Below are 13,455 nucleotides of genomic sequence, written 5' to 3'. Positions count from 1 at the left end.
TTCCATTTATGTAGTCCATTACTACCTTCTTCTTGAATTCATAACTGTATTTTGACATAAAAATACCGACCTCCAAAATTAGATTTTTTAGGTCTAACTTTTGGGGGTCGGGTCACTTTGAGGTGTGCGTTTTTATTACGGTAAAAATGCAGGCTCTTTTTTCGCATCTCAAAAGTGTTGAAAATTTTGTGTCGCAACAAATCGGAGCTATGCGTTTTTCGTGCACAGCTTCGGTTGTGCACTTTTTTATTTGAGGAGGAATTTTTGTGAGAAAGCAGTCTAAAAGAATAGCTATAATTTTGCTAATAATTATGATAACTGGTTTTATAATAACATTTAACATAATTACTGCAAATGCTGCTACAACATTCGATAGCTTAAAAAGCAAATATCAAGACAACACCGTATGGAATAGTACATATCAGTCAGGCAGAGCCATTGAGTGTCATGGGTTTGCATTGCAATTGGGCTATGAGTTAACTGATACAGACCCATATACTTGGATAAAATATAGTGGAGTCAGCCTATCAGACTATATTTCCTCCGGTAAATTAAAGGCTGGAGATATCATTAGAACCTTTTACGATCAGCATACAATTATGGTCACAGATATTAAGGGAACATCATTAAAGTATGTGGATTGCAACTGGCCCGGTGGTAATGTAATTCATTGGGACAGAAATGCAAATATTTCAGGAAATAATATAAGCTTATTTGACAAATATTATCCCATTAACTATGTACTTTCCTGCCCGAAAACAATTTCCGGTAATGGAAATAATTTAACAGGTTATGTTAAATTATGGAATATTGAAAACAATCAAGAAATAAATGAAATAACTAAAATATGGGCAAAACGATTTGATAATGATACTAACCATTTCGCTGTCTTTTATATGGACAATGTACCTGTAACAGGTCACATTCAATCTGATGATTCAGGTTATTTTTCATTTTCAATAAACCCGCATGATTATACACCTGGAAAACATTCATTAAAAGTTGTTTACACTAATTCAAATATTTCAAGTTATGATATTATTAATGTTCAAATAAACAATTATATTGTACTATGGGATATTAACAATAATCAAGAAATAAACGAACCAACTAAAATATGGGCAAAACGGTTTGATAACGATACTAACCATTTCGCTGTCTTTTATATGGATGATGTACCTGTAACAGGTCACATTCAATCTGATGATTCAGGTTATTTTTCATTTTCAATAAACCCACATGATTATACACCGGGAAACCATATATTAAAAATTGTTTACACTAATTCAAATATTTCAAGTTACGATATTATTAAAGTTCAAACAAACAGTCATATTGTACTATGGGACATTAACAATAATCAAGAAATAAACGAAACAACTAAAATATGGGCAAAACGGTTTGATAATGATACTAACCATTTCGCTGTCTTTTATATGGACGATGTACCTGTAACAGGTCATATCCAATCTGATGATTCAAGTTATTTTTCATTTTCAATTAATCCTAAAGATTATGCCTTGGGCGAACATACATTAAAAATTCATTATGTTAATTCAAACATTTCAAGTTACGATACAATAAAAATCATTATTAAAAGACATGTTTTGTTAATGGACATAAATTTAGATGGCAAAGTAAGCATTACAGATGTAACAGAACTTCAAAAATTTATTGCAAATACAACTACACTAAATAACGAACAAATGGCTGTTGCTGATGCAAATAAAGACGGTAAAATAAATATTACAGATGTAACCTATATTCAACAATTTATTGCAAATTCAAATTAAAGAGTAAAACAACTCCTACATAGCATAAAGCCTTGCAGTTAAAAATCTGCAAGGCTTTTTATGCATGTTATATTATTAAATTAATTTACTTTTTCTCCTCTTTCGGCTCAACTTCTTTTTCAAAGTTAGCGGCATCGGAGGCATTTGCAGAATTAAACTTGTAGTCCTTACCGGGGAAAATTGCGTTAAGAACTATACCTGCGATTGAAGCAACGGCAAGCGGTGAAAGTGTAATTGTTGCACTGCCGATTGCAAAACTTACTGTGTCGCTTGAAAGTCCGAGCGCACATACAAGGATTACAGCGGCAACAATAAGGTTACGGCTTTTTGTAAAGTCAACCTTATTTTCCACAACATTTCTTACACCGATTGCAGAAATCATACCGTAAAGTACGAATGAAATACCGCCGATAATACAACTTGGAATTGAACCGATAATTGCAGATACAATCGGGAAGAATGATACACCTACAGCAAAGAAAGCGGCAATTCTGATTACTCGTGGGTCATAAACCTTTGTAAGTGCAAGTACGCCTGTATTTTCGCCATATGTTGTGTTTGCAGGGCCGCCAAAAAGTGAAGCAACAGTTGTTGCTAAACCGTCACCGGTAAGAGTTCTGTGAAGACCCGGATCCTGAATATAATTGTTGCCTGTTGTTGAACTGATAGCACAAATGTCACCGATATGCTCCATCATTGTGGCAAAAGCGATTGGAACAATGGCAATAATTGATGATGCGATAAGAGCGGTGTTAGAATAGTCGATACCGCCGAATACGGTTTTCTCCCAATGGATAGGAATACCGATAAGACCTTCACTGCCAAAAATATTGCCCTTAGCAATATTATCGCAAATTGTGTTTACACTTGTGAAATCGAAAATAGGCTGATAAACACCATTTGCGTCTGCACCGCCTGAGAAAAGCCATGGCATATTCTGAATAAGGTCAGGGTTTGCCTGCGAAATAAAGTACAGGACAAGTCCTACACCGTAAGAAATAAGCAATCCGAGAATAATCGGAATGATTTTTGCCATTCCCTTGCCCCATATGTTAAATATAACAATTGCGGCGAGAGCAACAAAGGCAAGCAGCCAGTTAGTCGTACAGTTTGAAACGGCAGACGGAGCAAGTCCAAGACCGATAGCAATAATGATTGGACCTGTAACAACAGGAGGGAAAAATCTCATAACTTTTTCAATGCCGACAGCTTTGATAATTGCGGCAAGAATGAAATAAACCAAACCTGCACACGCTACACCGAGGCAAGCATACGGCAACATACTGTTAGGGTCATCGGGTGCAAGCGCTTTGATAGCGGCATAACCGCCAAGAAAAGCAAATGAAGAACCGAGAAAAGCAGGTACTTTAAACTTTGTTATGCAGTGAAACAACAGAGTACCGAGTCCTGCCATAAGCAAGGTAGTCGAGATGTCAAGTCCTGTGATAATAGGAACAAGAATTGTTGCGCCGAACATTGCAAACATATGTTGAATACCAAGGATTATCATCTTTGGTTTGCCAAGTTTGCGGGCATCATAGATTGCGCCATTGTTTTTATCCATTTTAATTCCTCTTTCTCTTTTTTTGAGTTTTTATCCGTAAAAACCCCATTCTTTTTAATTATACTGTCTTGAAATAATAAAAGCAATATATTTTTATTATTACATAAAATAATGCATTTTAATTTGATAATTAAATAAATAATTAAAATAATGATTAATGAATAACTTATCAAACTGTTGTGATTAAATAATTTGAAAAGTTTGGTCAACCTTTTCAAAGGTTGTGGGTGTGGGCAGAGCCCACAAATACTTTTCGTTTATGAAATCTAATGATAGCAAAACAGTTTGCTGTTTTACGGCTTGAACACAACGGTGTTAGCCTTGAAAAGCGAAAGCAACAAGAAAAGGAAATCATTATTTTGTTAATAAAATATAGGTTTTTTTAATGGCTGTCGCCTGTTTTTTCAAACTTAGTTTTAACACGCAAACAGCGTCGCTGTTTGCGCCGGATAAATTGTTATATTGGAAGATATTATGGGCGCTGCCCATACCCGCAAGCCTTTAAAAAGGCTTGACCTAAATTTTTTAATTATTTCACTTAAACAGGAAATCATACTTTCCCACATTTTACAAATAGTCAAAACCCAAATTTACTTTTCAATAAACACAAAAAGAGCCGACTCTTGCGAATCGGCTCAATTATTTAAGAAAGTGTTATAAATTCAAAGTGAATTACTCGTTAATAGCGATAACTGCACCTGAACCTACTGTTCTACCACCCTCACGGATAGCGAAACGAAGACCTACTTCGATAGCGATTGGAGTGATAAGCTCAACATCCATCTCAACGTTATCGCCAGGCATACACATCTCTGTACCCTCTGGGAGTGAGATTGTACCTGTAACGTCAGTTGTTCTGAAGTAGAACTGTGGACGGTAGTTGTTGAAGAATGGTGTATGACGGCCACCCTCGTCCTTTGTAAGAACGTAAACCTGACCACGGAACTTTGTGTGTGGGTGAATTGTACCTGGCTTAGCAAGTACCTGACCTCTCTGGATTTCAGTTCTCTGAACACCACGGAGAAGTACACCTACGTTGTCACCAGCCTCAGCATAGTCAAGAGTCTTTCTGAACATCTCAAGACCTGTAACAACAACTTTTCTCTTCTCATCTGTAAGACCAACGATCTCAACTTCCTCAGAAGTTCTGATCTGACCTCTTTCAACTCTACCTGTAGCAACTGTACCACGACCTGTGATTGTGAATACGTCCTCAACAGGCATAAGGAATGGCTGGTCAGCCTTACGGTCAGGAGTTGGGATAAACTCGTCAACAGCGTCCATAAGCTCGTGGATGCAAGCATACTCAGGAGCATTAGGATCCTTAGAATCGCTTGTAAGTGCGAGGTAAGCTGAACCCTTGATGATTGGTGTTTCATCGCCCGGGAAGTCATACTCGTTGAGGAGGTCACGGATCTCCATCTCTACGAGCTCAAGAAGCTCAGGATCGTCAACCTGGTCTGTCTTGTTCATGAATACTACGATGTAAGGTACACCTACCTGACGAGAAAGAAGGATGTGCTCTCTTGTCTGTGGCATAGGACCGTCAGCAGCTGATACAACGAGGATAGCGCCGTCCATCTGAGCAGCACCTGTGATCATGTTCTTTACATAGTCAGCATGGCCTGGGCAGTCAACGTGTGCATAGTGACGCTTTTCTGTCTCGTACTCAACGTGAGCTGTGTTAATTGTGATACCACGCTCTCTCTCTTCAGGAGCCTTATCGATGTTAGCGTAATCAACGAAGTCAGCGTCGCCTTCTAAGTTGAGAACCTTTGTAATTGCAGCTGTAAGTGTTGTTTTACCATGGTCAACGTGGCCGATTGTACCAATGTTTACATGGGGTTTATTTCTTTCGAATTTTTCTCTTGCCATTGGAAATTTCCTCCTTAAATATGGTAATTCATTGTAATTTACATTACAATAGATTTAATGCTATTGTACCAACAAATCAGCAAAAAATCAAGAGGTTTTTATAAAAAACCTAATATATTCAGCAAAAAGGATTAATTAGTCCTTCTTAGCTCTCTCGCTCATAATCTTTTCAGCAATGTTCTTCGGAACTTCTGCATAAGTATCAGGCTCCATTACATACTGACCACGGCCCTGTGTCTTAGAACGCATATCAGTAGCATAACCAAACATTTCTGAAAGCGGAACATGAGCTGTTACTCTCTGTGCACCGTTCTCTGCTTCCATGCTCTGGATCATACCACGACGAGAGTTAAGGTCGCCGATAACATCACCGAGGTATTCGTCAGGAACGATAACTGTAACCTTCATGATAGGCTCAAGGAGAACAGGATCAGCTTTTCTCATAGCCTCTTTGAATGCCATAGAACCGGCAATCTTAAATGCCATTTCTGATGAGTCAACCTCGTGGTAAGATCCATCATAAAGCTCAACCTTAACGTCAACTACATTGTAACCTGCGAGTACACCGCTGAGCATTGCGCCCTGGATACCCTGGTCAACAGCAGGAATATATTCCTTAGGAATAGCACCGCCGACAATGTTATTAACGAACTCGTAACCCTTGTCCTTGTTAGGGAATACATTAATCTTAACATGACCGTACTGACCCTTACCACCTGACTGACGAGCATACTTCTCATCAACAGAAGCCTCTTTACGGATTGTTTCTTTGTAAGCAACCTGCGGAGCACCGATATTAGCCTCTACCTTAAACTCACGGAGAAGACGGTCAACGATAATCTCAAGGTGAAGCTCACCCATACCTGCGATAATTGTCTGACCTGTTTCTTCATCAGTATAAGCACGGAATGTTGGGTCTTCTTCTGCAAGCTTTGCAAGAGCAATACCCATCTTTTCCTGACCGGCTTTAGTCTTAGGCTCGATAGCTACTCTGATAACAGGCTCCGGGAACTCCATAGACTCAAGAACTACAGGATTCTTTTCGTCGCAGAGTGTGTCACCTGTTGTTGTATTCTTAAGACCAACAGCAGCAGCAATATCACCTGCATAGCAGCAGTCGATATCTTTTCTGTCGTTAGCGTGCATCTGAAGAATTCTGCCCATACGCTCGTTGTTGTCTTTTACAGAGTTGTAAACTGTATCTCCGGCCTTAACAATACCTGAGTAAACTCTGAAGAAGCAGAGCTTACCTACGAACGGGTCAGTTGCAATCTTAAATGCGAGAGCCGCAAAAGGCTCTGTATCAGAAGAATGTCTTTCAACTTCTTCGCCTGTTTCAGGGTTTGTACCCTTGATAGCAGGAACGTCGGTTGGAGCAGGCATATAATCGATAATAGCGTCAAGGAGCATCTGAACGCCCTTGTTACGGTATGAAGAACCGCAAGTTACAGGAACCATTGTATTGTCGATTGTAGCTTTTCTGATAACTTTCTTAATTTCATCTATAGAAATTTCCTCGCCGCCGAAGTATTTCTCCATAAGATCCTCGTCAAGCTCAGCAACTGACTCGATGAGTTTCTCGTGATACTCGTTAGCAAGATCCTGCATGTTCTCAGGAATTTCTTCCTCACTGTAATCTGTACCGTCTTCATTGTGGTAAATCTCGGCCTTCATAGTAACGAGGTCGATAATACCTGTGAAGTCGCTTTCGGCACCGATTGGGAGCTGAATCGGAACAGCGTTACATTTAAGTCTGTCCTTCATCATCTGAACAACATGGTAGAAGTTAGCACCCATAATGTCCATTTTATTTACGTAAACCATTCTTGGTACACCGTAGTTATCAGCCTGACGCCATACTGTTTCAGACTGAGGCTCAACGCCGCCCTTAGCACAAAGAACTGTTACAGAACCGTCGAGTACACGAAGTGAACGCTCAACTTCAACAGTAAAGTCAACGTGACCAGGTGTGTCGATGATGTTGATTCTGTGTTTCTTGTACTGATGCTTGCTACCGAACCAGAATGCTGTTGTTGCAGCAGAAGTGATTGTGATACCACGCTCTTTCTCCTGAACCATCCAGTCCATGGTTGAAGCACCATCGTGTGTTTCGCCGATTTTATGGTTTACGCCAGTGTAATACAGGATACGCTCTGTTGTTGTAGTTTTACCGGCATCGATGTGAGCCATGATACCGATGTTTCTTGTCTGTTCAAGTGAAACCTGTCTTGGCATAAAATCCTCCTCTAAAAATTACTCCGGTAATAAAAATTACCATCTGTAATGAGCGAAAGCCTTGTTTGCTTCAGCCATCTTATGAGTGTCTTCACGCTTTTTGAAGGCACCGCCTGTGCTGTTAGTAGCATCAAGAATTTCTCCTGCAAGTCTTTCCTTCATTGTTCTTTCATTTCTGGCTCTTGAGTAAGTTGAAATCCAACGAAGACCGAGTGTCTGTCTTCTCTCAGGACGAACCTCCATAGGAACCTGATATGTGGCACCACCTACACGGCGAGCCTTTACCTCGAGAACTGGCATTACATTTTCCATAGCCTGCTCGAAAACCTCAAGTGGGTTATTACCTGTCTTATCAGCAATGATTTCAAATGCACCGTAAACAATCTTCTGAGCAACGCCCTTTTTACCGTCATACATAATGTTATTGATAAGACGAGTTACAAGTTTTGAATTATAAAGCGGATCCGGTAATACGTCACGCTTCGCAATAGAACCTCTTCTTGGCACTTTGCTTCCCTCCTTCACAATAATTGAGATATCATAGGTACTCGAAAGCGACAAACTCCCGTATGCCAACAAGAAATCCATAAATATATATAGAAATCCTGCCGCATAGCAGAACTTAAAATCAATTTAAGCCGAAGTTATGTCAATTCCTTATTTACCTGCCTTTGGACGCTTTGCGCCATACTTAGAACGGGACTGCATTCTTCCTGCAACGCCCTGTGCGTCGAGTGTACCACGAACAATGTGATAACGAACACCAGGCAAGTCCTTAACACGGCCACCACGAATAAGAACAACGCTGTGCTCCTGAAGGTTGTGACCAACACCTGGAATGTAAGAACTAACTTCGATACCGTTAGAAAGTCTTACTCTGGCAATCTTTCTGAGAGCTGAGTTAGGCTTTTTAGGTGTAGCAGTCTTTACGGCTGTGCACACACCTCTCTTCTGTGGTGAGCTCTGGTTGATAGCAACACGCTTCTTAGAGTTCCAACCCTTTAAGAGTGCAGGAGCCTTAGCTTTCTTTTCGGAAACCTCTCTGCCCTTTCTTACCAACTGGTTAAATGTAGGCATATTTTTCCTCCTTTCCAAAATATTAAGAAATTGATTAACCGCCCTGTCAAGCAGGGCCGAAATGCCGAACAAGGTGCAATTACACATTGCTCTGCAATTTAGTATTATAACTCAACAAATATCGTTTTGTCAAGCGTTTTTATCCCGATTTTACGGCATTTTTACTTGAGTTTTTCAAATTTGTGCCGCAGCAGATACTATTTTACCCCAAATTTTTCTTTATATACCGAAAAAGCCGCCCTCCGACAAATCAGAGAGCAGTTTTATATAAAAGGTTATCAATTTTTAGCTTTGCCAAATCAGTTATTCTCAACCTTAAAGCCGTTATCCTGAGCGTATTTTTCGGCTGCTGAGCCTTTCTTTGCTACAATAACAAGGTCTTTTGAAATAACATTTTCTTCATTTGAATCTAAATATCCGACACCGACATCGTCGATATATGTTACAGACTCCGGAATTGTAATCTTTTTAAGATACTTGCAGTTATAAACAGCATAGTCTCCAATGCTTTCAACACCATCTTCAAAAACAATTTCGGTTACGCCCTCTAAGCCCCACAAAGCATAGCTCTCAATATTCTTAACAGAGCCGGGGATTATAAGCTTCATATTCAAATCATCGGTGTCGATATTCGAATAATTATAAACATATATCTCATAAACGCTTGTTACAGGCTTGCTGTTAATTTCGTTCGGAACTCTGATTTCAAAATTCTTATCGGTAAATGTTTCGTCAAATATGTCCATATAATTATAGCCTGTGATTTCAATTTCGCTGCCGTCGTTAATCTCCTGATAGTAAAAATGGCTTGCACTGTCATAATTTCTTTCACTGCTCTCAGCGCTGCTGTCACTGTTGTATTTGCTTTCATTATCTTCTACAAATATGCTTACGCCTTCCTTAACGCCACCAATAACCGAACCGACAGTCTTAAAAGCGTTGCAGGCTACAACACCGACAACAACAGCAAGAATAATTATGATACCGAGAATAACGCTGATTACAATAGCCGCAATCTTACCACCGCTCATACCCTTTTTAGGCTGATTAGGCATATTGTTGTTAGGAACATTTGTAAACTGCTGACCTGTGTAACCGTTATTTACAGGCATACCGTTTGGCTGATTAGCAGATGAATTATACTGATACGGCTGTGGTGCAGGCTGTGCATTGTTTGCGTCGGCACCAAAACCCGAAGGTGAATTATATGCGTCCGAACCGAAATTGTTTGGCTGTGTGTTGTAATTATCCGCACCGAAGCTGTTTGGCTGTGAATTGTTGTCAGCAACATTCTGCTGTGCAGGTTCGGAATTATAATTGTTTGCCGCAAAATTATCCGACTGTGCAGGCTGTGTTTGAGTTTCCTGCTCTTTTACAGGCTCTTCGACAGGAGCGGGTGTGCCGCAGCTTGTGCAAAACTTACCTGTGATTTCATTTCCGCAATTAGGACATTTCATTTACTATACCTCTCCTTAAATAAGCAAAATATATTTGCCATACTATTGCATAATTATACCATTTTGTTTATGCAAAAATCAATTGCTTTTATTTACATATAAAAAAGCAATATATTGTATATTTTTATAATTTCATAACAAAAAGGTTCTCCGCAGCAGAGAACCTTAAGTTTATTATTTTACATAATTTCATCTGAGCAATTATCTCAACCTTCGATAAAAGCCTTTAGAATTTAAACGCTCACGATTAACCAAAGCATCAGTTATATTCAATATACAAATCGTTATCCTTAGCGTATCTGTCGGCAGCCGAGCCTTCTTTAGCGTATATGTGAGTAAGCGGAGAACGGGTATATTCTCTTTTGCCGACAGGCTCTGAAAATGTATCTCCCGCAATAAAAAAGCCTACCGCATGCTCGCCAATAACGGTCACCGATTCCGGAATATTAACCCTTTCAAGCGAATAGCAATCTACAATAGCGTCAGGCTCAAGAGTTTCAACACCGTCTTCAAAGGTAATTTCACGCACATGTTCCGACAGTTTAAAAGTATCGCTCTGTATTGTCTTTACTGTACCGGGTACTGTAATATAAATATGGAGAGTACCCGAGGAAAGAGGATTGGTCGGATTGATTTTTCCGATAGCAGTTACGGTTTTGCCGTTAATTTCACTCGGAATATTAAAATAAAAATTGTAAGTATCATCTACAACTTCATCCTTAAAATCATTGTAGTAATCCACGGTGTCAATACCTGTGACTGTAACAGTTCCGTCATCGTTTTCAGTGTAAAAGCAATACGAGTTTTCGTCCAAATCCATACTCACGGACGAAACGGCAGCAGAGTCATCCGCACCCGTAAACTCACCTATTCCCTTATTAAATTTATTATTTTTGATTACATTCATTATGACGATATATCCGATAACACAAAGGCTGATAATCAATACACTTACAACAACAGGAACAACTATGCGAGCTGTTTTTGATTTTTTCTTTTCACGGGTATTTACAACATCCGAAAACGGCTGATTTTGATTAGTATAACCGCTCGGCATTGCGCTGTTGTTGTAATTAAGGTTTCCGTAACTATGCTGTGAATTGTAATTTTTTTGAGCATAGTTGTTTACAGACTGCGTGCTGTAACCGTTTTGTGCGTATTCGTTTACAGGCTGAACACCGGCACTGTTTAAAGCAGTATTTTCAACTGCAGATTTCGACACTTCTTCAGAATTATTTATATTTTCCTGTTCGTCTGATTTTTCCTGAACGGCTTTTTCCTGTTCTGATTCTTCTTGCGGTACGGGTCTGCCGCAAAAGGTACATATATTACCCTCAAATCTTTCTCCGCAATCCGGACATCTGTGCATTTTTCTGTTCCTCCAAATTTCATATCAATTACATTCCATAGAACAGCGTAATTATACCATTTTAATGCATATAAATACAAGCATATTTTTGGATATAATAAAGCATAAAATTACAATTTATTTAACTAAAGTGCATAACAAAAGGCTCTCCGTTTAGAAGAGCCTTAGCTTTAAAATTATGTTTCAGAAAAACATTTCGTAAAACGATTATAAGATTTTATCTTAAATTTGCGCAAAGTCATAACTTATTATTCACGCAAGTGCTTTTTCGATTTCCTGTGCGGCATCATCAAGGTAGTTGCCCTCAAAGAGTTCTACTCTGCCATCGTCGACACACTTGGCAAGGTCGCTGTCAATAGGAAGCTTTGCAAGTACCTTTGTATTGTAACGCTCGGCAATTTCATCAATATGGCTTTCACCGAAAATATTATGCTTTTTGCCGCAATCGGGACATACAAAATAACTCATATTCTCAACAAGACCGAGAATCGGCACATTCATCATATTTGCCATTTTTACCGCCTTTTCGACAATCATGGAAACAAGCTCCTGTGGAGATGCAACTACAATGATTCCGTCAATCGGCAAACTCTGGAATACGGTAAGCGGAACATCTCCTGTTCCCGGAGGCATATCAACAAACATATAGTCCTCGTTTTCCCAGATAACATCTTTCCAAAACTGCTTTACCGTGCCTGTAATGACAGGTGAACGCCATACAACAGGGTCGGTCGGATTTTCAAGCAAAAGGTTTACTGACATAATATCAATTCCCGTTTCGGTTGTAACAGGAATAATTCCGTATTCGTTGCCCTTTGCTCTTTCGTTAATGCCAAAAGCCTTTGGAATTGACGGGCCTGTAATATCTGCGTCAAGAATAGCCGTTTTTTTACCAAGACGATTGAAAGTTACCGCAAGAGTTGAAGTAACAAGGCTTTTGCCTACTCCGCCCTTGCCCGATACTACGGCAATTACTTTCTTTACACTGCTGTATTGATTAAGGCTTTCATGCAAACTTTCCGAATTTTTTGACTTGCAGTCAGAGCTGCAAGATGAACAATCATGACTACATCCCATATTTTTTACATCTCCATTTTATACAATTTGTGTTGTTTCGTCAGGAACATACTCCGTTACAGGTTCTGTATCCGGGGCAGGTTCGTAAGTTTCGGGTTCGGTATATTCTTCTGTGGAAGGCTCTGTTTCCGGCTCGGTGTACTCCTCTGTGGAAGGCTGTTCTGTGGTTTCCTCCACAGACTCCGTGTAATCGGGAACATACTCCGATTCGGTTTCAGGCTCGTAATACTCGGTTGTCGGCTCTTGAGTTGTGGCAACAGTCGCTTTCGTGGTAGGTGCAGTTGTCACCGTCGATTTTTTATTGTCAAACGAACATTTTGAAAGCACAAAAGCAAGCACACATACTACTATAACCGCAACGGCTACCACTACGCATACCATAGCCGCCTTACTGTTTTTCTGCTTTTGTTTTTTCGCTTTTTTCTGCTTTTTCGGCTTTCCCGAATAATCGTCCGTATCTGCATTATTCTCATAATAGTCATCATTATTCGGTTGTCTGCGCTTAAATTCGTGTCTGTCCTCACCCGTTTGAGCGTCAAAACCGTCACCGTAATCTCTGTTGCTTTTTTTCGGATTATCCGACGGTATATGATTTTTGCTTGTTACCGATTGACAGTCAAAATCATCGCCGTAATTATCGCTGTGAACATCAAAATTCTCTGTGCTGTCTATGGCAGGCTCATTATTCGGTACATCGTTTGAATTTTTTTCAACTTCTTTATTTTCAACAGTTTCGGTATTATCAACATCAAAATTTTCAATATCCGCAAATCTGTCCTCTTCGTCTTTTTTTGCGTGACGGGCAATATATACTTTTTCTTCTTCCTCTTCAATTTTTTCTGTTCCGTCAAACTTATCCTTTTCGTCCATAAATTCACCCTCTTTAATTCGGTTCTAAATGTTGGGGTAACAATAATAAATTATTGTTTGGCTCACGGTTTAGTGTAATAATTTAAAAATTTAGGTCAAGCCTTTTTAAAGGTTGCCAAACTTTTATAATTACTTGGC

The 13,455-nt window shown here is 39.4% G+C and carries 10 protein-coding genes; 1 reads left to right on the top strand and 9 read right to left on the bottom strand.

Annotated elements, in window-relative coordinates:
* The first annotated feature begins 266 nt into the window (after window positions 1–266).
* Window positions 267–1,793 carry a dockerin type I repeat-containing protein gene (locus tag I2E21_RS12540; RefSeq protein ID WP_195410694.1) on the top strand — a complete coding sequence of 509 codons (1,527 nt, stop codon included), beginning with the start codon at window positions 267–269 and terminating at the stop codon, window positions 1,791–1,793.
* An 85-nt stretch (window positions 1,794–1,878) separates the two neighbouring features.
* Here the strand turns inward: I2E21_RS12540 and I2E21_RS05715 are convergent, their stop codons facing one another.
* The 9 genes from I2E21_RS05715 to I2E21_RS05675 form a co-directional block, all read right to left on the bottom strand.
* A complete protein-coding gene (locus I2E21_RS05715) occupies window positions 1,879–3,357 on the bottom strand; it encodes a solute carrier family 23 protein (RefSeq protein WP_195410693.1) in 1,479 nt (492 codons plus the stop codon).
* A gap of 672 nt (window positions 3,358–4,029) precedes the next feature.
* A complete protein-coding gene (gene tuf / locus I2E21_RS05710) occupies window positions 4,030–5,232 on the bottom strand; it encodes an elongation factor Tu (protein ID WP_178586333.1) in 1,203 nt (400 codons plus the stop codon).
* 135 nt (window positions 5,233–5,367) lie between these two features.
* Entirely contained in the window at window positions 5,368–7,467 is a 2,100-nt protein-coding gene (gene fusA / locus I2E21_RS05705; protein WP_022234080.1) for an elongation factor G, read from the bottom strand.
* Between the two features lie 36 nt (window positions 7,468–7,503).
* The gene (gene rpsG / locus I2E21_RS05700; RefSeq protein WP_022234079.1) at window positions 7,504–7,974 is read right to left on the bottom strand and encodes a 30S ribosomal protein S7; all 471 of its coding nucleotides are present in this window, start codon (window positions 7,972–7,974) and stop codon (window positions 7,504–7,506) included.
* 150 nt (window positions 7,975–8,124) lie between these two features.
* Window positions 8,125–8,544 carry a 30S ribosomal protein S12 gene (rpsL, locus tag I2E21_RS05695; protein ID WP_022234078.1) on the bottom strand — a complete coding sequence of 140 codons (420 nt, stop codon included), beginning with the start codon at window positions 8,542–8,544 and terminating at the stop codon, window positions 8,125–8,127.
* A 299-nt stretch (window positions 8,545–8,843) separates the two neighbouring features.
* Complete coding sequence (locus I2E21_RS05690; RefSeq protein ID WP_195410692.1) at window positions 8,844–10,001, bottom strand: leucine-rich repeat protein; 1,158 nt, start codon at window positions 9,999–10,001, stop codon at window positions 8,844–8,846.
* 259 nt (window positions 10,002–10,260) lie between these two features.
* Complete coding sequence (locus I2E21_RS05685; protein WP_195410691.1) at window positions 10,261–11,370, bottom strand: leucine-rich repeat protein; 1,110 nt, start codon at window positions 11,368–11,370, stop codon at window positions 10,261–10,263.
* 252 nt (window positions 11,371–11,622) lie between these two features.
* Window positions 11,623–12,447, bottom strand: coding sequence for an Mrp/NBP35 family ATP-binding protein (locus I2E21_RS05680; RefSeq protein ID WP_195410690.1), 825 nt, complete (start codon window positions 12,445–12,447; stop codon window positions 11,623–11,625).
* Window positions 12,448–12,465: 18 nt separating this feature from the next.
* Window positions 12,466–13,317, bottom strand: a complete 852-nt coding sequence (locus I2E21_RS05675; protein WP_195410689.1) for a hypothetical protein — start codon at window positions 13,315–13,317, stop codon at window positions 12,466–12,468.
* Window positions 13,318–13,455: the final 138 nt, after the last annotated feature.

Source organism: Ruminococcus sp. BSD2780120874_150323_B10, from assembly GCF_015553695.1.
GTDB classification, from domain to species: domain Bacteria; phylum Bacillota; class Clostridia; order Oscillospirales; family Acutalibacteraceae; genus Ruminococcoides; species Ruminococcoides intestinale_A.
This window is presented reverse-complemented; position numbering and strand designations above follow the sequence as displayed.